We start from the raw sequence: 24,234 nt of genomic DNA on the forward strand, positions 1-24,234 counted from the left end.
CAGCAAAAAGCCCCTCGCGAGGGGCTTTTTTCTTGGGGGCGGGCCGGGGTCAGCTGGCCTTGAGCGCCAATGCCGGCTGCTGAGCCGATGCGCGCAGGAAATGCACGGCGCGAACCACGGCGTCGAAGCCGTTGGCGAGGGCCTTCAGCGCGGGCCGGGCAATCGATGGTTCGTCTCGGCCGATGTGGCGAGCGTCATTGCTGGCCAGCTCACGCTCGAACGAGTCCGTGAACTTGGGGTTGCGAGGGAAGTACCAGTTGGATGAGGTCATAGGTACTATTGTAAGGGTTTACCCTGAATAATTCAAGCCGGCCCCGCAACGCGGCCGCGGCGAATCGAGCAATCCATCACGGCGGACGCTGCCGCTACAGCGCCCGCACAGGCATGCACAGCTCACAAGTGAAGGCGCCCGTCTTTTCGTCGACGGCAAAGTCCTTGCCGTAGACCTCGACGGGCGGCGCCTCGTCGGCCTGATAGCCGCTGTCGGGCAGCCAGTCGCAGAGTTGCACCCACGCCGCGTGGATTTCCGAGGCCGTGCCTGCAAAGGCGACACAGGCAAAACGCCCGCCGCGCAGGGTCTGGACACCGATTTCGCCTTCTGGGCGAAAAGCGTCGTCGACCTCGATGCACGCGTCGTAGCGGCATTTTTCGGGCGGCGTGACATCCGCGTTGTCATGGCTGATGCCGTACATCATGCGGCGGGGCTGCATCAGGCCCTTCTGGTCGCACCACGCCGCGAAGCGCTGCCAGGTTCGGGTGATCTCGGGACTGCCATAGGGCCCGACCTGCCGCATGTAGGCCACGCGGGCCGGCGCGACCGTCTTGAGTTCGACCTTCATCTGTCCATTTCCTGAATCTGCGCTGTGAGGAACAGGGCCCTTGGGCCAGGAGCCCTCATCGTGCAGGAAGGCTTCCGCGACGGCTTGATGCCGTTTGCGGTCCGCTTGATGAATCTTGCCAAGCTGGATGCGACGGCTCTCCGCCCACGCACGGAACGCACCGCGCCGCCAAGCCGTGGGCGTGACGCCGAAATGCGCGCTGAACGAGCGCGTGAACACTGCCGCCGATCCGAAGCCGACATCGAGCGCGATGGCCAGGACGGGCTCGGGCGGCAGGAACAGCAAGCGAGCCGCAGCCACTTCCAGCCGGCGCCGCCGGACGCGATCAGCCAGCGTTTCGCCGGTCATGGCCTGGAACACGCGATGGAAATGCCACGCCGAAAAGTTCGCCACCTCCGCCAGCCTCGCGAGATCCAGCGGCTCGGCCAGATGACCATCGATGTGGTCGATCACGCGGTTGATGCGCGCGATGTAGGCATGCCGTGGACTGCTCACGCACTGCTCCGCGCGCACCGATGCCCAAGGCCAGGCTTGACTTCGACACTATTTAGATATATCTTTATCAAATCAGATAGCATCACAGAAAGACATCCATGCGAGATTTCAAACGCTTTTTACACGGCACCCGGCGCGGTGAACACGGCGATGGCCTGGGCGGCGGCGGTCGCGAGCACCACGAAGGCCCACGCGGCGGGCGCGGCGGCGGCCGCGTGTTCGGCCATGGCGGCCTGCGCTTCGTGCTGCTGCAGCTGATCGCCGACAAGCCCAGTCACGGCTACGAACTCATCAAGGCCATCGAGGAGCGCCTCGGCGGCCGCTACAGCCCCAGCCCGGGCATCGTCTACCCCACGCTCACGCTTCTGGAGGAACTGGGCTATGTGAGCGTCGATACCGCCGATGGCGGCGGGCGCAAGCGCTACACCGCCACCGATGGCGGCAAGGACTTCCTCGCCGCCAACCGCGAGACGACCGACGAAATGATGGCCCGCATGGACGGCGGCGTCGACGGCGCCGGCCCCCGGGCCGGGCGGCCGCCGCAGGTCATCCGTGCCATCGAGAACCTCAAGCTCGCGATGCGCATGCGCCTCGCGCGTGAACCGCTCACCGAACAACAGGCCCACGAATTCGCCGCGGTGCTCGACAGCGCCGCCCAGCAACTGGAACGCATCTAGAAAGCTCCCGCATGACCGAAACCTCGACACCCTCCTCCACCCCCGACCGCCTGCCGCGGCGAGTCCGCCATGAGTTGCGTTTTCGCAAACTGCAGGTGCAGAAGTTGCAGCGCGTCACGCCGCACCTGATCCGCGTCACGCTCGGCGGCGACGAGCTCGCAGGCTTCACCAGCCCGGGCTTCGACGATCACGCCAAGATCTTCTTCCCCGACCCGAAGACCGGTGCGCTGGTCGTGCCGAGCGTCGGCCTGGAGGGCCCCGTCTGGCCAGGTGGCCAGAAGCCTGCCATGCGCGACTACACGCCGCGCCGCCATGACGCCGCGGCCGGCACGCTCGAGATCGATTTCGCGCTGCACGACGCCGGCCCCGCCACGCAATGGGCAGAAACCGCCAAGCCGGGCGACACCCTCGGCGTCGGCGGCCCACGCGGCTCCTTCATCATTCCGACCGCTTTCGACTGGCATCTGCTGATCGGTGACGACACGGCGCTGCCCGCGATCTCGCGCCGGCTGGCCGAGTTGCCGGCCGGCGCGCGCGCCGTGGTGCTGGCGGAAGTCGACGACGAAGCGGACGAAATCACCTTCGACACGCAGGCCGCGCTGGACCTGCAATGGGTGCATCGCCGCGGCATCGAGCCGGGCGTGGGCACCCCTCTGCTCGACGCACTGCGCAAGCTGGACCTGCCGGATGGCGACTTCCACGCCTGGGTGGCGTGCGAGTCGACCGCAGCGAAGGCGCTTCGGGCGCATCTGGTCGGCGAGCGCGGCGCCAACCCCAAATGGATCAAGGCGGCCGGCTACTGGCGTCTTGGCGCGGTCGCCACGCACGACACCCACGAGGACTGAATCCCGCGCATCCCCCAAACGCGCTATGCCACGCGGTGGTTTGACTATCCCCAGTGAGGGGTCGAAAATTCCGCGGCTGAGTACTTAGGCATTAGGAATCCAAGGGGGCCGAAAGATGGGCATCGGGCTGATGCAGTGGCAATTCTTCGTGGCATTGCTGACGGGCGTCCTGCTGCTGTGGGGCGTGACATGGGCGTGGCGGCGGGCAGCACTGCGCCGCGAGGCGGAGCGGCGCATCGAGGCCGCCAGGGTGCGATCGGGCCATGTGCCGCTGGAGATTCCCACCGTACGCGGCAATCTGACTTCTTCCGGCGACTCGGTGCCCGACACCCTCCCCGAATGGTTCATCCAGGGCAAGGGCGAGCATGCGGTGGTCGACGAAACGCCCCGCATCCGGGTTCGCTACATGGACGCCCACGACCGGAAGATCGAATGCACGCTGCAGGTCGACCACCTCGATCTGCAGAAGAAGACGATCACGGGCCACGGCGAATTGCCGGGTGACATCCGGCGCGTCCCCCTGCACCGGATCGTGTCCGCGCGCATTGCGGATTCGGGCCAGCGATTCAACGTCGATACCTGGGTGGACGCCGTGCGCGTCGCGCGCAGGCGCCGCGGCCAGGTCTGAGCGGCTTCGTCCAGCGCTTTCTCCCTGCCCTCTGCCGTCGTCGCTGAGGGATCGGCCCCGTTCCTTATGATGCGGGCCTGCCGGCCGTCGGCCGCGCACCGATCCATTTCCGATGACTCTCCCCGCTACCGCATCCCACACGCCCATGATGGCCCAGTACCTGGGCCTCAAAGCGGACCATCCGGACACCCTGCTGTTCTACCGGATGGGTGATTTCTACGAACTTTTCTACGCCGATGCTGAAAAGGCCGCGCGCCTGCTCGACATCACCCTGACCCAGCGCGGCCAGTCGGCCGGACAGCCGGTGACGATGTGCGGCGTGCCTTTCCATGCCGTCGACACCTATCTCGCCCGCCTGATCAAGCTCGGCGAATCCGTCGCGATCTGCGAGCAAGTCGGCGAGGTCGGCGCGAGCAAGGGGCCCGTGGAGCGCAAGGTGGTGCGCGTGGTCACGCCCGGCACGCTGACCGATGCCGAACTGCTCAACGACAAGAGCGAATCGCTGCTGCTCGCCGTGCACGCCGGCACGCGCAACTTCTGCGGGCTCGCGTGGCTCAGCGTCACCGGCGCCGAACTCCGCCTGGCGGAATGCCCCGCCGACGCGCTCGAAGCCTGGATCGCCCGCATCGCGCCCAGCGAACTGCTCTACAGCGCCGAAGTAACACCTGCCTTCGAACAGCGCCTGAAGGCTGCGCGCAGCGCGACGCCCTTCACCTTGTCGCTGCGGCCCGCATGGCAGTTCGACGGTGGTCTCGGCGAGCGCAAGCTCTGCGAGCAGATGGGCAGCAACAGCCTGTCGGCCTGGGGCGCCGAGTCGCTGACCAACGCGCATGCCGCCGCCGCCGCGCTGCTGGGCTATGCGGAGCACACCCAGGGCCGCGCGCTGTCTCACGTGCAGCGGCTGTCGGTCGAGCGCGATGGCGATCTGATCGAACTGCCTCCCACCACGCGGCGCAACCTCGAACTGGTGCAGACGCTGCGCGGCGAGGATTCGCCGACGCTCTTCTCGCTGCTCGACTCCTGCATGACGGGCATGGGCAGCCGGCTGCTCAAGCGCTGGCTGCTGGCGCCGCGGCGCGATCGCAGCGATGCGCAGGCCCGGCTCGAAGCCATCGACGCGCTGCAGGCCACGGCGCCGGGCGGCACCTCCGCGCCCTGGCGTGCCTTGCGGGAGCAACTCAAGAACACCAGCGACGTCGAGCGCATCGCGGCACGCATCGCCCTGCGGCAAGTGCGCCCGCGCGAGCTGGTCGCGCTCCGGCTTGCGCTCGCCAAGGCGGAACAACTGTCGCCCGCCCTGCCCGCATCGGCATCGCTGCTGTCGCAGATCGCCACCCAGCTCGCGCCGCCCGCCGGCTGTGTCGAACTGTTGCTGGCCGCGATCAGCCCCGAGCCCGCCGCGTTGGTGCGCGACGGCGGTGTCATCGCCACCGGGCACGACGCCGAACTTGACGAGTTGCGCGCCATCAGCGAGAACTGCGACGACTTCCTGCTGCAGCTCGAAGCCAGCGAGCGCGAGCGCACCGGCATCACGAACCTGCGCGTGCAGTTCAATCGCGTGCATGGCTTCTACATCGAAGTCACGCAAAGCGCGCTCGCCAAGGTGCCCGACAACTACCGCCGGCGCCAGACGCTGAAGAACGCCGAGCGCTTCATCACCCCCGAGCTCAAGGCCTTCGAGGACAAGGCCCTGTCGGCACAGGACCGCGCGCTGGCGCGCGAAAAATGGCTCTACGAGCAACTGCTCGACAGCCTCCAGCCCTTCGTTGCCTCGCTGACGCGGCTCGCCGGCGCGCTGGCGACGCTCGACGCGTTGTGCGCGCTGGCCGAGCGCTCGCACACCCTGCACTGGCGCGCGCCGGGCTTTGTCGCGCATCCGTGCATCGAGATCGACAAGGGCCGCCATCCGGTGGTCGAGGCCCGCCTCGCCGAAAAATCATCGGGCGCGTTCATTGCGAACGACACCGGCCTCGGTCCGCAGCAACGGATGCAGGTCATCACCGGCCCCAACATGGGCGGCAAGTCGACCTACATGCGGCAGGTCGCGATCATCGTGCTGCTGGCCTCGATCGGCTCGCACGTTCCGGCCGACCGCTGCCGGCTCGGGCCCATCGACGCGATCCACACGCGCATCGGCGCGGCGGACGACCTGGCCAATGCGCAATCGACCTTCATGCTGGAAATGACCGAGGCCGCGCAGATCCTGCACGGCGCCACCGCCCATTCGCTGGTGCTGATGGACGAGATCGGCCGCGGCACCAGCACCTTCGACGGCCTTGCACTGGCCGCGGGCATCGCGGCGCAGTTGCACGACCGCACCCGCGCCTTCACGCTCTTCGCGACGCACTATTTCGAACTCACCGAGTTCCCGGCCACGCACCACGGCGCGGTCAACATGCACGTAAGCGCGACGGAGGCAGGCCGCGACATCGTGTTCCTGCACGAAATGCAGCCCGGCCCGGCGAGCAAGAGCTACGGCATCCAGGTCGCGCGGCTGGCCGGCATGCCGGCTGCCGTGGTCAACCATGCGCGCCAGGCGCTCGAAGCACTGGAAGCCCAGCAGACGCAGACCCGCGCGCAAGTCGACCTCTTCGCACCGCCGCCGGTGGCCGAGGCGCCGATGGCGAGCGCCGTAGAATCCGCGCTGACCGCGCTCGACCCCGACGCGATGAGCCCGCGCGAGGCGCTGGAAGCGCTCTACTCGCTGAAGAAACTCCAACTGCGCGACCAGGGCTGATGGTCCGATTCGTGCGAGAAGAACTCATGACTTACTGCGTCGGCATCAAACTCAACGCCGGACTGGTGTTTCTCTCCGATTCACGCACCAATGCGGGCGTGGATCACATCAGCACCTTCCGCAAGATGATCGTCTACGAGCAGCCGGGCGACCGCGTCATGGTGCTGCTGTCGGCCGGCAACCTGAGCATTTCGCAGTCGGTGCGCGAGATCCTCCAGATCGAGGAACTGCGCGAAACGCGGGAAGACGGCGAAGACGGCCCGCCGATCACGATCTGGAACGCCAAGAGCATGTTCGACGCCGCCCGCGTGCTCGGCTCCGCCGTGCGCCACGTGTATGACCGCGACGCGGAAGCACTCAAGCATGCCGGGCTGGACTTCAACGTCTCCTTCGTCTTCGGCGGCCAGGTCAAGGGCGAAGGCATGCGCCTCTTCCTGGTGTACGCCGCCGGCAATTTCATCGAGGCGACCAGCGAGACGCCCTATTTCCAGGTGGGCGAATCGAAATACGGCAAGCCTGTGCTCGACCGGGTGCTCACGCCCGACACCCCGCTGGACGAAGCCGCCAAGTGCGCGCTGGTCTCGATGGATTCGACGATGAAGTCGAACCTCTCCGTCGGCCTGCCGCTGGACCTGGTGGTCTACGAGGCCAACCGCCTGCAGACCGACAAGGTGGTCTGCATCGACGCCGACAACCCCTACTACCGCATGATGCACAACAGCTGGGGCCAGAAGCTGCGCGAGGTGTTCGACAGCATCGAGGACCCGGTCTGGGACGACGCCTACACCGAGCATCCGCTCAAGATGCCTGCCACGCGGCACAGCCCGCTGCGCAAGATCTCCACTCCCGACGAAAAGCTGATTTAGATAAGGCTCGCCCCCAGGCTCGCCCACTTCGTGTGGCCGCCCACCCCCTGCCGGGGGCAACCCCGGCGGCCCGGCCAAGCCGGTTCCGCGGGGTTTTGCGAACGGGCTTCGCTTCGCTGGCCGGCTTGTTCATATCGCGCATTTCCATGCTCCCTCCCGTCATCTTCTCCCACGGCAACAGCTTTCCCGCGAGTACCTACCGCGTGATGCTCGACAGTCTGCGCAACCGAGGCTTCGACATCGATGCGATCGAGAAATTCGGGCACGACCCGAAGTACCCGGTCACCGACAACTGGCCGCATCTGGTGCAGCAACTCGCGGATTTCGCCAGCGAACGCGCCAGGGGGGCGGGCGCGCCGGTGTTCCTCATCGGCCATTCGCTCGGCGGATTCCTGAGCCTGATGTGCGCCGCGCGCCATCCCACGCTCGCCAAGGGCGTGGTGCTGATCGACTCGCCGATCATCGGCGGCTGGCGCGCCGGCACCATCAACCTCATGAAGCGCACGCCGCTGATGAAGAGCGTGTCGCCCGGCATGATCAGCCGCAAGCGCAAGAACCTCTGGGAGCACCGCGAAGCGGTCTTCGAGCACTTCCGCAGCAAGAAGACTTTCGCGAAGTGGGACGAGCGCGTGCTGCGCGACTACATCGAGCACGGCACTTTCGACGTCGACGACGCACGGGCGCTGAGCTTCGACCGCGACGTGGAGACTGCAATCTACGACACGATCCCGCACAACCTGAGTTCGCTGCTGCGCGCGCACCCCCTCAAGTGCCCCGTGGCCTTCATCGGCGGGCGCCAGTCCGTCGAAATGCGGCGCGTGGGCATGACGATGACGCAGCAGGTCAGCAAGGGCCGCATCATGATGCTCGACGGCACGCACCTGTTCCCCATGGAAAAGCCGATCGCCACGGCCGCTGCCGTCGAGGCGTCGCTGCGCAACCTGATCGGCTGATCCGGCGCCGTGAGCCATCTTCCGATCTCCCGGACTTGGCTTGCCGCACTGATCGGCCTGTGGCTGTGGCTCTCGCCGCTGGCGCCGGGCTTCGCGCAGGAAGCCCGGCCGCCGCTCATGCGGCTGGTCGAGGCCGAAGCGGTGCGCGGCGGATGGAATGACGCCACGCCGCCCAAGTCCGGCTGGACGCCCGTGGCCTTGCCCGACAACTGGGACGCCCGCTGGCCGGACTTCGACGGCACCGTGTGGTACCGCCTGACCTGGGACCAGCCCGCGCCGCTGCAACCCACCGGCCTGATGCTGCGCTACCTCGCGATGGCGGGAGCGGTCTATCTCAACGGCACACCCATCAGCCGCGACCCTCACCTGGTCGAGCCGCTCACCCGCTCATGGAACACGCCGCGCTACTGGCTGCTGGCGCCCCCGCTGCTGCAGGAGGGCCGCAACACGCTGCTCGTGCGTGTCTCCGGCATCGCGGCCTACCAGCCGGGGCTGGGGCCGTTCACGCTGGGCTCGCCGGCGGCCGTGCAGGCGCTGTACGACGGCGAGCGACTCGTTCGCCGCGATTTGCAGATGCTGGGCCTGGCCGTGAGTTCCACGCTCGTCGTCCTGTTCGGCACGCTGTGGGTCATGCGCCGCCGCGAGACGGCCTACGGCTGGTTCGCCGTGGTCGCGTTTCTCTGGCTGCTGTTCGGGTTGAACCAGGTGGTCACCACGCCCTGGCCGTTCAGGAGCACGGACGGCTGGCAGGCCTTCAGCACCTCGCTGCTGCTGGCGTTCACGGTGGCGTTCACCTTGTTCACCCTTCGTTTCTGCCAGCAGCGGCTTCCGCGCTTCGAGGCCCTGGTCGTGCTGGTGGCGGCGGCCGGTTGCCTGCATCTGTGGCTGACGCCGCCCGGCAGCATGGCCGCGCCGCGTCTCGGCTGGACACTGGCATCGGCGCTGACGCTCTTCTTCGTGTGCTTTGCGTTCCTGGGCTTTGCGCTGCGGCACGGCCGGGCCGAGCACCGGGTGCTGGCGCCCTTCATGGCGGTGGTCGTGATCGCCACCGGCCACGACCTGCTGGTGTTCACCAAGATCCTGAAGAGCAACATCTACTACGCGGTGATGTCTTCCTACGTGCCGCTGCTGGGCCTGGCGCTGATCCTGGCGTGGCGCTTCGTGGGCAGCCTGCAGCGCATCGAGACCTTCAACTCCGAACTCGTCATGGAAATCGAGGCTGCCAAGGCCGAGGCGGCGGCCACGCTCGAAGCGCAGCACCGGCTGCAGGTCGCGCACGCGCGCATCGGCGAAAGGGTCAACCTCGTCAGCGACCTGCACGACGGGCTGGGCGGCATGCTGGTGGGCAGCATCGCGACGCTGGAACAGACGCCGGACCGACTGTCCGCGCCGCAACTGCTGCGCATGCTCAAGAGCCTGCAGGAGGACTTGCGCCTCATCATCGATGCCACCGTGCGTCACGACGATGCACGCTCGCTGGCCGAGATGCTGGCACCGCTTCGCCACCGCGTCACGCAACTGCTGGATGCCAACGGCATCGAATGCCGCTGGCAGCTCGCCGGCGTCGATGCGCTCGAACTCACGCCGTCGCAGAACCTCGACGTGATGCGCTTCCTGCAGGAAGCGGTGACCAATGCGCTCAAGCACAGCGGCGCCCGGAACGTCGACGTGAGCCTGCAGCACGACGGCGGCGCGCTGCGGATCACCGTTGGCGACGATGGCCGGGGATTCGTGATCGACGAGGCGGCCCGGTCCGGCGGCGCCGGGATGCGCAGCATGCACATGCGCGCTCGCCGGCTGGGGGCCGAGCTGCACATGCAATCACGACCCGGTGATACCCGGGTGACGCTTCAACTCAAGATGCAGGAAGACGCGGGCCTGCGGCCCGCCTGAGCGCTCCGGGCTATTCAGCCCAGACCACCACGCCGCTCCAGGCCGTCGCCAGCACCACGATGCCGAAGGCGATGCGATACCACGCGAAGGGAATGAAGTCGTGCGTGCTGATGTAGCGCAGCAGCCAGCGCACGCAGAACCAAGCACTGACGAACGAGAACACCAGCCCGACCGCGAACAGCGGAATGTCGGCCACCGACAGCAGCGCGCGCTCCTTGTAGAGGCTGTAGACCCCGGCACCGATCAGCGTCGGGATGGCGAGGAAGAACGAGAAATCGGTCGCCGCCTTGCGCGACAGCCCGAGCAGCATGCCGCCGATGATGGTCGCGCCGCTGCGGCTGGTGCCGGGGATCATCGCGAAGCACTGCACGATGCCGACCTTCAGCGCATCCCAGGGCGTCATGTCGTCGACGTGCTCGATGCGCACCGAGCCGGGTGGCCGCTTCTCGGCCCAGAGGATGATGAAGCCGCCGATGATGAAGGTGCTGGCCACCACCACCGGCGTGAACAGGTGCGCCTTGATCATCTTGCCGAACAGCAGCCCCAGCACCACGGCCGGCAGGAAGCCGATCAGCACGTTGAGCGCGAAACGCCGCGCCTTGGGCTGGCGCGGCAGTGCGACGATGGTGGAATGGATCTTCTGCCAGTAGACCAGGATGACCGCGAAGATCGCGCCGGTCTGGATCGCGATGTCGAACACCTTGGCCTTGTCGTCGTCGAACCCCAGCAGCGAGCCCGCAAGGATCAGATGGCCGGTTGACGAGATCGGAAGGAATTCGGTCAGACCTTCGACGATGCCCATGACGGCAGCCTTGACCAGCAAAACGATATCCACACACGCTCCTTGAAAGAGCGTCGATTATCGCGATGACGCAAGTCAGGAACCGTTCAGGCGCCCTATCGGGCCGGCCACGGTTCAGCGCTGCGAGATCACACGCACGATCGCCTCGCAGTGGTCACGAAAACCCATGCGGCCATAGAGCCGGTGGGCGCTCTCGTTGTCCCGCATGACGTGGAGGAACGGCGTTTCGCCGCGCAGCAACTGGCGGCGGATCAGTTTCGCGACCAGGCGGCGCGCAAGCCCCTGGCCCTGGAAGTCGGGATGCGTGCACACGCCGCTGATCTCGCGCAGCGAACCGGCACACATGCGTTCACCGGCCATGGCGATCAGGCGGTCCCCTTCGAAGCAGCCGAAATACTCGCCCAACTCGGGCGTGCGCGGGCCGAACGGACCGGGCCGGGTCAGCGTGGCGAGTTCGACGGCCTGCGCGGCATGCTCCGGCCGCAGCGAAATGGCGTCGCCCCACTCCTCTACCTCTGCCTCGGGCATGGAGCCATCCCACACCATCCTGAACATGGTCGAATCCAGCTCGATCTGCCAGCCATCCGGTGCGGCACCCGACCAGTCCATGCAATAGAAGCGATCGCCGGCGCCGCAACAGCGCGCAAGCGCATCGAAATCCGGGCTCCGGACATCCGCGAACCCGACGATCGGCGAGAAGCCCGGTGCATACCTGCGGGCATGACCGTCGCCGATGGCGAACTTCGAATGCGGGCCCGCCAGGGTGTGCCAGGCGATGTTGTCGAGGAGATCCTTCATGGGAGCGCGGGAACTGTGAACGGGCGTCCATGCTACAGGCGCCTGGAGACGCGGTGGCGAGCCCGCGCGGATTCGAGAAGCATCCCTCTTGGCGGTGGATTTCTCTGACAGCGCGTGTGCGCTGCCTTGGGGCCGTCGCTTTCAGGTAGTTTCTTCCGTCGATCAGGAGTTCTCTCAATGAATGAACATCAATGCAGGCAAGGGCCTGAGCCCACCACCGCGGCCCGCGAGCAGACGGGCATGGAAGAGCTGGCCAACGCGCTCAGCCATGGCGCGGGATTGCTGCTCGCCATCGCCTCGCTGCCCGTCCTGGTCTACAGCGCTTCTCAGAATGGCGGCGCCGCCGCGGTGGTTGGCGTCAGTCTTTTTGCAGGCACGATGATCCTGCTGTACCTCGTTTCGACGCTGTATCACGCCCTGCCTGCGGGCAAGGCCAAGGCGTGGTTCAACCAGCTCGACCATGCGGCGATCTATCTGTTCATCGCCGGCAGCTACATGCCCTTCCTGCTGGGTGTGCTGCGCGGCCCCTGGGGCTGGACGCTGTTCGGCGGCGTGTGGGCCGCCGCGGCAGTCGGTGTCGTCGCCAAGCTGTTCAACCGGCTGCGGCATCCCCTGTGGTCCACCGGGCTGTACGTGGCCATGGGATGGATGGTCGTGATCGCGGCCGTTCCCCTCTATGAGCGCATGTCGGCAGCCGGGCTGACGTGGCTGGTCCTCGGTGGACTGTTCTATACGGTAGGCGCCGCGGTCTTTCTTCTGGACTCCAGGGTGCGCTTCGCGCATTTCGCCTGGCACCTGTTCGTGCTGGGCGGGAGCGCGTGCCACTTCTTCGCGGCGCTCTGGTACGCCCAGGGCTGAGAGCTCAGACGCGCTCGCGCAGCGCACGCACGGCGCTGTCGACCGTGGTCAGTATCGGCAACCCCGTGGCCTCTTCGCATGCCGATCGCGCACGCGCCATGCTGAATTGCGCCAGGGCGATGCGCGTACAGCCACGATCGCGCAACCGCCGGGCCTGCGCAACGATCAGATCGTCGTGACGCTGCGTGTCGCCGGCGTTCAGTGATTCGAGCGCTCCTTCGGCCAGGGCCAGTTCGAGCTCCACGCCCGGCGGAAACTCCGGCGGCATCGACTCCAGCGTCGGCCCGAAGGTCGCGAGAAGCCCCAGCTTGCCTGCACCGGACGCGGCCTCGGCCACCATCGCCTCGTTCGGCTTCAGCACCGGAATGCCCGCATGCCGACGCGCCACCGCCTCGATGCACGGCCCGAAGGCCGAGCAGGTGAAGAGGAGGCCCTGCGCACCGGTGTCGACGGCGTACTGCGCCAGCCGCTGGAAGCGCTCGTGCATTGCATCGTCGAGCCCACGTTCGCCACGCGCGAGATCGGCGCTCAGGCTGTCGTCGATCAGGTTCATGCGCGTGGCCGCGGGCCAGTCGCGCTCGAGCGCTTCATTGATGGGAGCGACCGAATGGGTCAGCGCATGGATCAGGGCGATGCGGGTCATGGGAAAGGCTCAGATCCCCTTCGACGACGGATTCGCGAACGCGTCCTTCGTCTCGGCGTTGAGCGGGTAGTTGATGTTGATGTTCTTCGGCGGAATCGGCGACATGAACCATCGGTTGTAAAGCCTTTCCATCTCGCCCGATTTCATCATCCCGCCGACCACGCGGTCCACCAGCGCCTTGAACTCCGGATCGTCCTTGCGGAACATCAGCGACTGGTTCTCGGTGCGCAGGCTCTCGCCGGTGATGACGAAGTCCTTCGGACTGCGCGCGTTCGCGACCTGGCCCGCGAGCAGGATGTCATCGAGCACGAAGGCCTGGGCGCGGCCGTTTTCCACCAGCAGGAAGGACTCCGTGTGGTCCTTGCCCGCCAGGTTGGTCACCTCCAGGTTCTTGCCCTTGTCGGCCTCGCGCAGCAGGCGGAACGAGGTCGTGCCCGTGGTCGTGACCACCGTCCTGCCTTGCAGGTCCGCAATGCTCCGGATGCCCGAATCGGCCTTCACCAGCATGCGCACGTTGTAGCGGAAGATGTCCGGCGAAAACGCCACTTGCTTCTGCCGCTCGACCAGGTTGGTGGTGGAGCCGCACTCGATATCGACCGTGCCGTTGGCAACCAGCGGGATGCGGTTGGCCGAAGTGACGGCCTGGTAGCGAGTCTCGATGCCCGGCATCTTCAGTTCGGTCTTCACCGCGTCGACGATGCGGTTGCAGATGTCGATGCTGTAGCCCACCGGCTTGAGGTTGGCGTCCAGGTACGAGAAGCCGAAAGACGACTCCCGGTAGCCGAAGGTGATCGAGCCACTGGACTTGATCTTGGCGAGCGTGCCACTGTCCTGCGCATGGGCGGCCGCGAGCGGCATCAGGGAACAGACGGCCAAGCAGGCCGCACCGGCAAGAATGGACAGACGAGCAGATGCCACGAGAAGACTCCTCGGTACAGGTTGAAAAACGGGAACGCGAAATCCGGGTGGCGCTTCAGCGCGAGAGCGGTGCAGCGACCGCGCGCGTGACGGCATCGATGGACGAGGCCAGCCGGCCCGCGATGTCCTGGAGGTCCTGGCGCGATGCGATGAATGGCGGCGCGAGCAGCACGTGATCGCCCTGCTTTCCGTCGACGGTGCCGCCGAAGGGGTAGCACAGCAGGCCCTGCGCCATCGCTTCCTTCTTGACGAGGGCATGCAGTTTCAGCGCCGGCGCAAAGGGCGCCTTGCTGTCGCGATCGGCCACGAGTTCGATGCCCCAGAAGAAGCCGCGACCGCGAATGTCCCCCACGTTCGCATGACCGCCCAGCGCGTCGCGCAGCATGCCGCCGAAAGCCTCGCCGTCGTCGCGCACCTTGGCCAGCAGGCCGTCACGGTGAATCACCCGCTGCACCGCCAGCGCCGCGGCGCAGGCCACCGGGTGGCCGAGGTAGGTATGTCCGTGCTGGAAGAAGCCGCTGCCTTGCGACATCGCATCGACGATCTTCCTCTGCGCGAGCACCGCGCCGACCGGCTGGTAGCCGCCGCCCAGGCCCTTGGCGACGGTGACCAGGTCGGGCACGACGCCCTCCTGCTCGCTGGCGTACAGGGTGCCGGTGCGGCCCATGCCGCACATCACCTCGTCGAGTATGAGCAGCACGCCGTAGCGGTCGCAGACCTCGCGCACGGCCTTGAAGTAGCCCGGCACAGGCGTGAGCACGCCGGCAGTCGCGCCGCCCACGGTTTCGGCGACGAAGGCGATCACGCGGTCGGCACCCTGCGCGAGGATCGCCGCTTCCAGTTCGGCCGCGAGGCGCAGCCCGTATTGCGCAGCCGTCTCGCCCTCGCGCTGTTCGCGATAGGGATAGCAAGGCGATACATGCGTCGCCGGAACGAGGATGGGCGCGAAAGGCTCCCGGCGCCATGCATTGCCGCCGACGGCGAGCGCGCCGAGCGTGTTGCCGTGGTAGCTCTGGCGCCGCGCGATGAAGTGCGTGCGTTGCGGCTGGCCGATCTCCACGAAGTACTGCCGCGCCATCTTGAGCGCGGATTCGACCGCCTCCGAACCGCCGCTCACGAGATAGACGTGGCTCATGCCTTCGGGCGCGGTGCGGATCAGTTCGTCGGCCAACGCTTCCGCCACATCAGTCGTGAAGAAGCTGGTGTGGGCGTAGGCGATCCCGTCGATCTGCGCGTGCATCGCGGCGATCACGTCGGGATGGCCATGGCCCAGCGACGACACGGCCGCACCGCCCGAGGCGTCGAGGTATTCCCGCCCGTCCGCGTCGCGGATCGTCATGCCGTTCGCCGATGCGGCGACCGGCGGCGTGTGGCGGAGATGGCGGTGAAAGACATGCGTCATGAGGACTTCCCGGCTTGGAACCAATGTATTGAGCGAATTATTGTTTGGAACATTTGTTCCGTCAACGGCTTTCTGGAACAACGTTGTTTCATCCGGTACATTCGTTCCAACCAGGAAAGGAAACCGCCATGGGCGTCAAGGAAGACCTGCGCCAGCGCTACGAGAGCCTGAGCCCTGCCCTCCAGCAGATTGCGAAATATGTGCTCGACCATCCGAACGACGTGGTAACGAGCTCGATGCGCGCCGTCGGTACGCGCGCTGGCGGCACGCCCGCCACGCTGGTTCGCTTCGCGCAGCACCTGGGCTTCGCCGGCTGGCCGCAGCTCAAGGAGGCCATGACGGCGGAGATGGGCCTGGGTCCGGAGGCCTACGGCGAGCGGGCGCGCACGCTGATCGGGCGCGCAAGCGACCAGTCGCTGGCCGGCGAAATGTTCAAGGTGCACCGGCTCAACCTGGAGGCCACCGAGCGCCAGAGCGCGGCTTCCTTGCAGAAGGCGTGCGCGCTGCTGGAAAAGGCGAACACCGTGCACGCGGCGGGCTTCCGGGCCAGCTTTCCGATCGCGTTTTCCTTCGTCTACGTGTACCGGATGTTCCGCACCAGCGTGCAGCTGATCGACGGCCAGGGCGGCTCCCTCGAGATGCAGCAGCGCGCGATGCAGAGGGGCGACGCCCTGGTCATCGCCAGCTTTGCACCCTACTCGCGCGAGGCGCTGCAGGTGGCGCAGGTTGCCAAGGCTGCGGGGTGCAAGGTGCTGGCACTGACCGACAGCGAGGCGTCGCCGCTGTCGCTGCTGGCGGACGAGACGCTGCTGTTCGCCATCCACAGCCCGTCGTTCTTCCCCTCCATCGCGGCAGGCACCGCTCTCACGGAGGCATTGCTGGAACTGCTCGCGAGCCGCTCGGGCAAGGGCGTGGTCAAGCGCATCGACCAGGCCGAAGCACAGTTGTTCGAGTCGGGCGCCTACCTCCAGGCGCCGCGCCTTCGGGGCGGCTGACTCAGGAGCCGGCGCGCGCCACGGGTGGCTGGGCGCCGGGCTCCATCCATTCGGCCTGCCAGCCACCGCCCAGCGACTGGATCAGCGCCACTGCCGACGTCTGGCGGTTGACCTGCAATTGCAGCAGGTTGCGCCGCGCATTGAGCGCCGAGACCTGCGCCACCACCACGCTCGTGTAGTCGATGGTGCCGGCGCGGTAGCGGTTGAGGAACTGCTGCTCGGTACGGTCCGCCGCGGCGGATGCCTGACGGCGCAGCCCTTCCTGTTCTGCAAGGCTGGCACCCGCGGTGAGCTGGTCTTCGACGCTCTGGAAGGCGGTCAGCACCGTCTGGCGGTAGCGCGCCACGGACGCCTCGTGGCCCGCCTTGGCCGCATCCACGCTCGCGCCGATGGCGCCCGCGTCGAACACGACCTGCGCGACCGACAGCCCCAGCGACCAGAGCGTGTTCGACACGTTGAACAGATCGCCGACGCGGCTCGACGTGCTGCTGATGCCGCCGCTCAGGGTGAAGTTGGGGTAGTAGGCCGCACGCGCGATGCCGATCTGCGCGTTGGCCGCGGCCACGTCGCGCTCCGCGGCGGCGATGTCGGGACGGCGCTGCAGCAGCGTCGTGGGCACGCCGGCCGGGATGCCCGGCACGACGGGGTTCCACTCGGCCACGGGCAAGGAGAAGTCCGCAGGCGCGGCCCCGACCAGCACCGCGATCGCATGTTCCAGCGTGTCGCGGGTGCGCTTCAGTTCCACGCTGTCGGCCTGTGTGTTGACGAACAGGGTTTCCGCCTGGAGCACGTCGCTTTGCGCCGCGATGCTCGCCGCGTAGCGGTTGCGCGTGATCTGCAGGCTGCGCTCGTAGCCTTCGAGCGTTTCCTTCAGGATGCGCAATTCGGCGTCCGCCTCGCGCAGTGAAAAGTAGCTGCTGGCGAGGCTGCCGATGGCGGAGAGGCGGGCCAGGGCCAGATCGGCCTCGCTCGCCTGGGCCCCGGCCTGCGCGCTGTCCACGGCCTTGCGCAGCCGGCCCCACACGTCCGGCGCCCAGTCTGCGTTGAGCGAAGCACCGGCGGCGTTGGAAGGCGAGGTGTTGCGGGCGCCCGTCCGGCGCGCGCTGCCGTCGAGCGAGACGGTGGGGAACAAGGCCGCGCGCTGCCCGCGCACCAGGGCCTGCGCCTGCGAGTAGTTGGCGACCGCGACTGCGATGTTCTGGTTGGAGACCTGCACGCGTGCTGCGAGGTCGTCCAGCACCGGATCGCCGAAGAGCTTCCACCACTCGCCGCGGTCCAGCGCGTCGGCGGGCGCGGCAGGGAGCCAGCCTTCGGCAGCGGGCGCGGATTTCCATGCGGCCGGCGCCGTGGTCTCGGGCTGGACATATGCCGGCCCGATGGCGCACCCCGTCAACGTGAAAGCCAGTGCCATCACCAGGGCAGTGCGCTCAAGACAGCCTGCGGGGCGGCGGGAGAAGAATCGGTTCGGTGCAGTCATGGTGTCGGGTGCTCTGTCGCGGCCTTCATGCAGGGGCGTCGGCTGCGCGGCTCAGGAATTTCTCGTTGGCGGGCCGCCGGCGCAGCTTGTCGAGCAGCACGTAGACGACCGGCGTGGTCAGCAGCGTCAGCAACTGGCTGGCGATCAGGCCGCCGATGATTGCGACGCCCAGCGGCTGGCGCAGTTCCGCGCCAAGGCCGAAGCCGATCGCCAGCGGCAACGCGCCGAGCGCCGCGGCCAGCGTGGTCATCAGGATCGGCCGGAAACGCAGCAGGCAGGCCTCGCGCACGGCCTCGACGGCGGTGAGTCCGCGCGCGCGCTCGGCCTCCAGCGCGAAGTCGATGATCAGGATGGCGTTCTTCTTGACGATGCCGATCAGCAGGAACACCCCGATCAACGCAATGATCGAGAACTCCATGCGGAACAGCAGCAGCGCCAGTACCGCGCCCACGCCGGCCGAAGGCAGCGTGGTCAGCACGGTGATCGGATGGATGAGGCTCTCGTAGAGCACGCCCAGCACGATGTAGATCACGACCAGCGCCGCGACGATCAGGAACCACTGCTGACCTTGCGACTGCTGCGCCGCCAGTGCCGTGCCCTGGAAGCTGCCGCGCACGTTGACCGGCATCGCGATGTCGGCCTCGGCCTGCGCGACGATGCGCTTCGCATCCGACAGGCTCACGCCATCGGCCAGGCTGAACGAGACGGTGCTGGCGAGTTCGGTGTCCTGGTGGTCGATGGAGGTCGGGACCGCACGCTCGGTGAACTTCGCGAAGGTCGACAGCGGAACCATGAGCGTGGTGTCGGTGGCGATCTGCTGGCCGGCCGAAGACGTGCGCGACCCCGGGTTGGCGGAGGTCGTGGTCGATGTGCCCGTGGTGGCGTCCTTGTTGACTTCGAGCGAGCTGGTGATCGATTCACCGGTCGCTGTCGTCGTCGTGCTCAGCGTCGAGGGCACGTACAGGTCCTTCAGTGCAAGCGGCGAGCGCTGGAAGCGCGGCGACCACTCCATGATCACCGAGTACTGGTTGAGCTCGTCGTAGATGGTTGCCACCGAACGCTGGCCGTAGGCGTTGTAGAGCGCGTTGTCCACCGCGGCCGATGTCACGCCGAGCCGCGCGGCGGCGTTGCGGTCGACCTCGACGAAGGTCTCGACGCCGTTGTCGGCATCGTCGCTGTCCACGTCGGTCAGCGCGGTTTCCTGGCGCAGGCGATCGGCCAGCTTGGTCGACCAGGCACGCAGGTCGGAGAGGTTGTCGCTCTTGAGCGTGTACTGGTAGCTGGAGTTGCTGGAGCGCCCGCCCATGCGCAGGTCCTGCACCGGACTCAGGAACACGCGCAGCCCGGTGAGCTGGTTGAGCTGGGGCCGCAAACGGTCGATGACGGCCTGCGTCTTGACCGTGCGCTCGGACACCGGCTTGAGGTTGACGAACATGAACCCGCCGCCCGCGCGCCCGCCGCCCGAGAATCCCACCACCGTATCGACGGCGGGGTCCTTGCGGATGATGTCCACGGCCTGGCGCAGCTTCTCGGCCACCGCCGCCGACGAGATGCTCTGGTCGGCGCGCAGGCCGGCATTGAGCTGGCCGTTGTCCTGCTGGGGGAAATAGCCCTTGGGAATGGCATTGAACAAATAGACGTTGAGCCCGATCACCGCCAGCAGCACGACCACCACCACGCCCTTGCTCGCCAGCGCCCAGTCGAGGCTGTAGGCATAGGCGCGCAGCGTGCCGTCCCATGCGCGCTCCGACTGCCGGATGAGCCAGCCACGCACGCGCCCGGGCTTCTTGCCGCCCTCTTCCGCCTCGCTGCGAAGCAACATGGCGCAAAGCATTGGCGTGGTGGTCAGCGAGATCACGAGCGAAATCAGCACCGAAGCCGACAACGTGACCGCGAACTCGCGGAACAGCCGACCCACCTGCCCGCCCATGAACAGCAGCGGGATGAACACCGCCACCAGCGACAGGCTGATCGACAGCACCGTGAAACCGACCTCGCGCGCGCCGCGCAGGGCGGCCTCGACGCGGTTCATGCCTGCTTCGACATGGCGGGTGGTGTTCTCGAGCACGACGATCGCGTCGTCCACGACGAAGCCCGTGGCGACCGTGAGCGCCATGAGGCTCAGGTTGTTGAGGCTGTAGCCCAGCAAGTGCATCACGCCGAAGGTGCCGAGCAGCGAGACGATCGTCGCCACCGCCGGCACGATGGTGGCGCGCGCCTTGCGCAGGAACAGGCCGACCACCAGCACCACGAGCACGACCGAAATCATCAGCGTGAACTCGATCTCGCGCAGCGAGGCGCGGATCGAGTTGGTACGGTCGGAGGCGACCTGGATATTGATGTCCTGCGGCAGCTGCTCGCGCAGTTCGGGCAGCAGCTTGCGCACGCCGTCGACGGTCTCGATGATGTTGGCGCCCGGCGATTGGGTGACGAGCACCACGACCGACGGCTCGCCGTTGAAGAGGCCCAGCGTGCGCGTGTTCTCGACGCTGTCGATCACCCGCGCCACATCGCCCAGACGCACGGCCGCGTCGTTGCGCCATGCGATGACGAGATCGCGGTAGTCGGCCGCACGTCGACCCGGCGCGGGCGTGTAGATCTGCAGCTTGCGATCGCCGCTTTCGATCGCACCCTTGGGCCGGTTGGCGTTGTTGGCCTGGATGGCCGCACGCACGTCCTCGGTGCTGATGCCGAGCTTGTTGAGCGCGAACGGCTCCAGCTCCACGCGCACCGCCGGCAGCGACCCGCCGCCGATCTCGACCTCGCCCACGCCCTCGACCTGCGACAGCCGCTGGCTCACGATGTTGGACACCGCCTCGTAGATCTGCCCCGGCGTGCGCGTCTTGGAGGTGAGCGCCAGGATGATGACCGGCGCCGCCGTGGGATTGCGCTTGCGGTAGGTCGGATTGCTGCGCAGCGTGGCCGGCAGATCGACGCGGGCGGCGTTGATCGCGGCCTGCACCTCCCGTGCCGCACTGTCGATGTTGCGGCTCAGGTCGAACTGGAGCGTGACGCGCGCCGAGCCGTTGGAGCTTGTCGATGTCAGTTCATTGACGCCCGGGATGATCCCCAGCCTGCGCTCCAAGGGCGTCGCAACGCTCGAAGCCATCGTGCTCGGGCTCGCGCCCGCAAGGCTGGCCTGCACCGAGATGGTCGGAAAATCGACTTGCGGGAGCGGAGAAACCGGCAGGACGAAGAACGCGACGATGCCGGCCAAGGCGATGCCGATGGTCAGCAACACCGTGGCGATGGGGCGTTCGACGAAGGGCTTGGAAAGGTTCACTGCAGTGCCCCCTCCTTGCGTCCGAACCGCTGCCCCATCCGGTCAAACGCCAGATAGATCACAGGCGTGGTGAACAGCGTCAGCACCTGGCTCACGACCAGTCCGCCAAAGATCGCCAAGCCAAGAGGACGCCGCAGTTCAGCCCCCTCGCCCCATCCGAACATCAGTGGCAGCGCGGCAAACAGGGCCGCGAGCGTCGTCATCAAGATGGGCCGGAACCGCAGCAACGCGGCCTGATGGATCGCCTCCAGCGGCGCCTTGCCCTGATTGCGTTCGGCATCGATCGCGAAGTCGATCATCATGATCGCGTTCTTCTTCACGATGCCGATCAGCAGGATGATCCCGATGATCCCGATCACGCCGAGGTCATTGCCCGTCACCATCAGGGCCAGCAATGCCCCTACCCCCGCCGATGGCAGCGTGGAAAGAATCGTCAACGGGTGGATGTAGCTCTCGTACAGCACGCCCAGCACGATGTACACGCACACCACCGCTGCCAGAATCAGCCACAGCTGGTTCGTCAGCGACTTCTCGTAGGCCCCCGCAGCGCCGAGGAACGTCATGCTCACGCTCGCCGGCATGGCGATGTCCTTCGCTGCCGCGCGGATCGCCGCAACCGACTTGCCCAACGCCACGTCCGGTGCCGTATCGAAGCCCACCGTCGCCGCCGGGTACTGCGCCACCCGCGTGACCTGCAAGGGCGCGAACTGCTCCCGCACCGTCGCCAGGGACGACAGCGGCGTTGCCGTGCCCGCTCCCGTGCGCAACTGGAGATTGCCCAGACCTTCCGGCGATGCCAGCGACTCGCGCTGCGCCTCCAGGATCACGCGGTACTGATTGGTCTCGGTGAAGATCGTCGACACGATCCGTTGCCCGAACGCGCTGTAGAGCGCGTCGTCCACCGAACTCGCCGTGACCGACAGGCGCGACGCCGTGTTGCGGTCGATGTCCACATAGGCAGCCAGCCCCTGCGCGCCGGCATCCGTCGTCGGATTGCGCACCTGCGGCACGCTGCGCAGACGCTCGACGAGCTTGCGCGCCCACTCGTTCACCGTCGCGGTGTCCACGCCTTCGAGCGACACGCGGAACTCCGTCGGGCCGGTTTCTGCGTCGATCGTCAAGTCCTGTGTCGGCTGCAGGTAGAGCGTGACGCCAGCCACATTGCTGCGCACCCGCTCGCGCAGCCGCTGCATCACCGCGCTCTGCGCATCGTGGTCGCGGCGCAGGTTGATGAGCATGCTGCCGGTATTCAGCGCCGTGTTGTTCGCCGCATCCACACCGACCACCGAGCTCAGGCTCTGCACATCCGGGTCGGCGAGGATCGCGTTGGCGGCCGACTGCTGCAGTTCGGCCATTCGCACATACGACACTTCCTGCGCCGCCTCGATCCGCGCCTTGAGCTGCCCCGTGTCCTGCGTCGGAAACAGCCCCTTGGGTATGAAGACATACAGCAGCACCGTCAGCGCCAGCGTCAGCAGCGCCACCACCATCGTCAGCGACTGGTGGCGGAACACCCATTGCAGCCAGATGTCGTAGCGCGCGATCACCCGGTCGAAGAAGCGTTGCACGCTCGCCCCGAAGCGGCCACCCTCCTCGGCCTCCGGCTTGAGCCAGCGCGCCGACATCATCGGCACCAGCGTGAGCGAGACCACCGCGGAAATCAGGATGGTGATTGCCAGCGTGACCGCGAATTCGCGGAACAGCCGCCCCACGACGTCGCCCATGAACAGCAGCGGTATCAGCACGGCGATGAGCGAGACCGTCAGCGAAATGATGGTGAAGCCGATCTGCGTTGCGCCCTTGAGCGCGGCCTGGAACGGCGGCTCGCCCTTCTCCAGATAGCGGGCGATGTTCTCGATCATCACGATGGCGTCGTCCACCACGAAGCCGGTCGCGATGGTCAGCGCCATCAGGCTCAGGTTGTTGAGGCTGTAGCCCAGTAGGTACATCAGCCCGAAGGTGCCGATCAGCGAGATGGGCACCGCGATGCTGGCGATGACGGTCGCGCGCAGGCTGTGCAGGAAGAAGAAGATCACCAGCACCACCAGCACCACGGCGAGGGCCAGTTCGAGCTGGACGTGGCTCACCGATGCGCGAATGCCGGTCGTGCGGTCGCTCAGCACCTCGACTTTCAGCGAGCCGGGCAGCGAAGCCTGCAGATCGGGCAGCTGCTTCTTGATGGCGTCGACCGTGCCGATCACGTTGGCGCCGGGCTGGCGCTGCACGTTCAGGATGATCGCCGGGTACAGCTTGCCGTCCTGCTCGCCGGTCTTCGCGCTCGAATGCACGGCGGCCCAGGCACCGAGTTGGGTGTTCTCGGCACCGTCGATGACGCGCGCCACATCCGTCATGCGCACGGGAGCGCCGTTCTTCCACGCGACGATCAGATTCTTGTAGTCGGCCGCCGTGACGAGCTGGTCGTTGGCGTTGATGGTGTACGCCCGCTTCGGGCCGTCGAAGCTGCCCTTGGCACTGTTGGCATTGGCCGCGGCGATCGCCGTGCGCAAGGTATCGAGCCCGATGCCGACCGACGCCAGCGCGTTGGTGTTGGCCTGGATGCGCACCGCCGGCCGCTGGCCGCCCGAAAGCGACACGAGGCCCACGCCGCCGACCTGGCTGATCTTCTGCGCGAGCCGCGTGTTCACGAGGTTCTGCACCTCGGTGAGCGGCATGGTTTCGGAGCTCACGGCCAGCGTCAGGATGGGCGCGTCCGCGGGGTTGACCTTGGCGTAGACGGGCGGCGCCGGCAGGTCGGCCGGCAGCAGCGAGCCGCCGGCGTTGATGGCGGCCTGCACCTGCTGCTCGGCGACGTCGAGCGTCTGGTCGAGCGCGAATTGCAGCGTGACGATCGACACGCCGGTGGCGCTGGTCGAACTCATGCGGTCGAGACCGGCCATCTGGCCGAACTGACGCTCCAGCGGCGCGGTCACGGTGCGGCTCATCACCTCCGGGCTCGCGCCCGGGTAGAGCGTCTGCACCTGGATGGTCGGGTAGTCGACCTGCGGCAGGGCGGCCAGCGGCAGGAAGCGGAATCCGACCAGGCCCGCAAGCACGATCGCGAGCATGAGCAGCGCCGTCGCGACGGGCCGCTCGATAAATGGCTTCGACGGGCTCATCCGCTCACC

The 24,234-nt window shown here is 67.1% G+C and carries 19 protein-coding genes; 9 read left to right on the forward strand and 10 right to left on the reverse strand.

Annotated features, from left to right (window positions below; genetic code table 11):
* Positions 1–49: 49 nt before the first annotated feature.
* Both QTH90_RS07830 and QTH90_RS07835 read right to left on the reverse strand, forming a co-directional pair.
* A complete protein-coding gene (locus QTH90_RS07830) occupies positions 50–271 on the reverse strand; it encodes a hypothetical protein (RefSeq protein ID WP_286663904.1) in 222 nt (73 codons plus the stop codon).
* Positions 272–365: 94 nt separating this feature from the next.
* Positions 366–1,334, reverse strand: a complete 969-nt coding sequence (locus QTH90_RS07835) for an AraC family transcriptional regulator (protein WP_286663905.1) — start codon at positions 1,332–1,334, stop codon at positions 366–368.
* A 98-nt stretch (positions 1,335–1,432) separates the two neighbouring features.
* Between QTH90_RS07835 and QTH90_RS07840 the strand changes: the two genes are divergently transcribed.
* The 7 genes from QTH90_RS07840 (at position 1,433) to QTH90_RS07870 (ending at position 9,933) form a co-directional block, all read left to right on the forward strand.
* Positions 1,433–2,011 (forward strand): PadR family transcriptional regulator, encoded by a 579-nt coding sequence (locus QTH90_RS07840; protein ID WP_286663906.1) that lies wholly within the window; start codon positions 1,433–1,435, stop codon positions 2,009–2,011.
* An 11-nt stretch (positions 2,012–2,022) separates the two neighbouring features.
* Entirely contained in the window at positions 2,023–2,856 is an 834-nt protein-coding gene (locus QTH90_RS07845; RefSeq protein ID WP_286663907.1) for a siderophore-interacting protein, read from the forward strand.
* Positions 2,857–2,971: 115 nt separating this feature from the next.
* Positions 2,972–3,484 carry a hypothetical protein gene (locus QTH90_RS07850; protein WP_286663908.1) on the forward strand — a complete coding sequence of 171 codons (513 nt, stop codon included), beginning with the start codon at positions 2,972–2,974 and terminating at the stop codon, positions 3,482–3,484.
* A 112-nt stretch (positions 3,485–3,596) separates the two neighbouring features.
* Positions 3,597–6,221 carry a DNA mismatch repair protein MutS gene (gene mutS / locus QTH90_RS07855; protein WP_286663909.1) on the forward strand — a complete coding sequence of 875 codons (2,625 nt, stop codon included), beginning with the start codon at positions 3,597–3,599 and terminating at the stop codon, positions 6,219–6,221.
* 26 nt (positions 6,222–6,247) lie between these two features.
* On the forward strand, positions 6,248–7,087 hold the full coding sequence (locus QTH90_RS07860) for a proteasome-type protease (RefSeq protein WP_286663910.1): 840 nt from the start codon (positions 6,248–6,250) through the stop codon (positions 7,085–7,087).
* 146 nt (positions 7,088–7,233) lie between these two features.
* Positions 7,234–8,040, forward strand: a complete 807-nt coding sequence (locus tag QTH90_RS07865; RefSeq protein WP_286663911.1) for an alpha/beta fold hydrolase — start codon at positions 7,234–7,236, stop codon at positions 8,038–8,040.
* 9 nt (positions 8,041–8,049) lie between these two features.
* Positions 8,050–9,933, forward strand: a complete 1,884-nt coding sequence (locus QTH90_RS07870) for a sensor histidine kinase (RefSeq protein ID WP_286663912.1) — start codon at positions 8,050–8,052, stop codon at positions 9,931–9,933.
* Between the two features lie 10 nt (positions 9,934–9,943).
* Here the strand turns inward: QTH90_RS07870 and QTH90_RS07875 are convergent, their stop codons facing one another.
* Entirely contained in the window at positions 9,944–10,768 is an 825-nt protein-coding gene (locus tag QTH90_RS07875; RefSeq protein ID WP_286663913.1) for an undecaprenyl-diphosphate phosphatase, read from the reverse strand.
* Between the two features lie 81 nt (positions 10,769–10,849).
* Positions 10,850–11,533, reverse strand: coding sequence for a GNAT family N-acetyltransferase (locus tag QTH90_RS07880; RefSeq protein WP_286663914.1), 684 nt, complete (start codon positions 11,531–11,533; stop codon positions 10,850–10,852).
* 177 nt (positions 11,534–11,710) lie between these two features.
* On the opposite strand from QTH90_RS07880, the gene trhA reads away from it, so the two are divergent.
* Complete coding sequence (gene trhA, locus QTH90_RS07885; protein WP_286663915.1) at positions 11,711–12,391, forward strand: PAQR family membrane homeostasis protein TrhA; 681 nt, start codon at positions 11,711–11,713, stop codon at positions 12,389–12,391.
* A gap of 4 nt (positions 12,392–12,395) precedes the next feature.
* On the opposite strand, the gene QTH90_RS07890 is transcribed toward trhA, so the two are convergent.
* From QTH90_RS07890 to QTH90_RS07900, 3 genes are all read right to left on the reverse strand, one after another.
* Entirely contained in the window at positions 12,396–13,034 is a 639-nt protein-coding gene (locus QTH90_RS07890) for an aspartate/glutamate racemase family protein (RefSeq protein ID WP_286663916.1), read from the reverse strand.
* Positions 13,035–13,043: 9 nt separating this feature from the next.
* The gene (locus tag QTH90_RS07895; protein ID WP_444814712.1) at positions 13,044–13,892 is read right to left on the reverse strand and encodes a transporter substrate-binding domain-containing protein; all 849 of its coding nucleotides are present in this window, start codon (positions 13,890–13,892) and stop codon (positions 13,044–13,046) included.
* A gap of 115 nt (positions 13,893–14,007) precedes the next feature.
* Positions 14,008–15,354 carry an aspartate aminotransferase family protein gene (locus QTH90_RS07900; RefSeq protein ID WP_286663918.1) on the reverse strand — a complete coding sequence of 449 codons (1,347 nt, stop codon included), beginning with the start codon at positions 15,352–15,354 and terminating at the stop codon, positions 14,008–14,010.
* Between the two features lie 128 nt (positions 15,355–15,482).
* On the opposite strand from QTH90_RS07900, the gene QTH90_RS07905 reads away from it, so the two are divergent.
* Positions 15,483–16,349: a MurR/RpiR family transcriptional regulator gene (locus tag QTH90_RS07905; protein ID WP_286663919.1), complete on the forward strand. Its 867-nt coding sequence runs from the start codon at positions 15,483–15,485 to the stop codon at positions 16,347–16,349.
* A gap of 1 nt (position 16,350) precedes the next feature.
* Here QTH90_RS07905 and QTH90_RS07910 read toward each other — a convergent pair whose 3' ends face one another.
* The 3 genes from QTH90_RS07910 to QTH90_RS07920 form a co-directional block, all read right to left on the reverse strand.
* Positions 16,351–17,760 carry an efflux transporter outer membrane subunit gene (locus tag QTH90_RS07910; protein WP_286664497.1) on the reverse strand — a complete coding sequence of 470 codons (1,410 nt, stop codon included), beginning with the start codon at positions 17,758–17,760 and terminating at the stop codon, positions 16,351–16,353.
* A 91-nt stretch (positions 17,761–17,851) separates the two neighbouring features.
* Positions 17,852–21,109, reverse strand: coding sequence for an efflux RND transporter permease subunit (locus QTH90_RS07915; RefSeq protein WP_286663920.1), 3,258 nt, complete (start codon positions 21,107–21,109; stop codon positions 17,852–17,854).
* Entirely contained in the window at positions 21,106–24,225 is a 3,120-nt protein-coding gene (locus QTH90_RS07920) for an efflux RND transporter permease subunit (RefSeq protein ID WP_286663921.1), read from the reverse strand. The genes QTH90_RS07915 and QTH90_RS07920 overlap by 4 nt, the downstream gene beginning before the upstream one ends.
* Positions 24,226–24,234: the final 9 nt, after the last annotated feature.

The sequence above is a fragment of the Variovorax flavidus genome, from assembly GCF_030317145.1.
Lineage (GTDB): Bacteria > Pseudomonadota > Gammaproteobacteria > Burkholderiales > Burkholderiaceae_C > Variovorax > Variovorax flavidus.

Excerpts from the sequence above, each read along its gene's own strand:
- QTH90_RS07830 (WP_286663904.1), bottom strand. The coding sequence starts at position 271 with ATGACCTCATCCAACTGGTACTTCCCTCGCAACCCCAAGTTCACGGAC.
- QTH90_RS07840 (WP_286663906.1), top strand. The coding sequence starts at position 1,433 with ATGCGAGATTTCAAACGCTTTTTACACGGCACCCGGCGCGGTGAACAC.
- QTH90_RS07845 (WP_286663907.1), top strand. The coding sequence starts at position 2,023 with ATGACCGAAACCTCGACACCCTCCTCCACCCCCGACCGCCTGCCGCGG.
- QTH90_RS07850 (WP_286663908.1), top strand. The coding sequence starts at position 2,972 with ATGGGCATCGGGCTGATGCAGTGGCAATTCTTCGTGGCATTGCTGACG.
- mutS (WP_286663909.1), top strand. The coding sequence starts at position 3,597 with ATGACTCTCCCCGCTACCGCATCCCACACGCCCATGATGGCCCAGTAC.
- QTH90_RS07860 (WP_286663910.1), top strand. The coding sequence starts at position 6,248 with ATGACTTACTGCGTCGGCATCAAACTCAACGCCGGACTGGTGTTTCTC.
- QTH90_RS07865 (WP_286663911.1), top strand. The coding sequence starts at position 7,234 with ATGCTCCCTCCCGTCATCTTCTCCCACGGCAACAGCTTTCCCGCGAGT.
- QTH90_RS07880 (WP_286663914.1), bottom strand. The coding sequence starts at position 11,533 with ATGAAGGATCTCCTCGACAACATCGCCTGGCACACCCTGGCGGGCCCG.
- trhA (WP_286663915.1), top strand. The coding sequence starts at position 11,711 with ATGAATGAACATCAATGCAGGCAAGGGCCTGAGCCCACCACCGCGGCC.
- QTH90_RS07890 (WP_286663916.1), bottom strand. The coding sequence starts at position 13,034 with ATGACCCGCATCGCCCTGATCCATGCGCTGACCCATTCGGTCGCTCCC.
- QTH90_RS07895 (WP_444814712.1), bottom strand. The coding sequence starts at position 13,892 with ATGCCGCTCGCGGCCGCCCATGCGCAGGACAGTGGCACGCTCGCCAAG.
- QTH90_RS07900 (WP_286663918.1), bottom strand. The coding sequence starts at position 15,354 with ATGACGCATGTCTTTCACCGCCATCTCCGCCACACGCCGCCGGTCGCC.
- QTH90_RS07905 (WP_286663919.1), top strand. The coding sequence starts at position 15,483 with ATGGGCGTCAAGGAAGACCTGCGCCAGCGCTACGAGAGCCTGAGCCCT.
- QTH90_RS07910 (WP_286664497.1), bottom strand. The coding sequence starts at position 17,760 with ATGGCACTGGCTTTCACGTTGACGGGGTGCGCCATCGGGCCGGCATAT.
- QTH90_RS07920 (WP_286663921.1), bottom strand. The coding sequence starts at position 24,225 with ATGAGCCCGTCGAAGCCATTTATCGAGCGGCCCGTCGCGACGGCGCTG.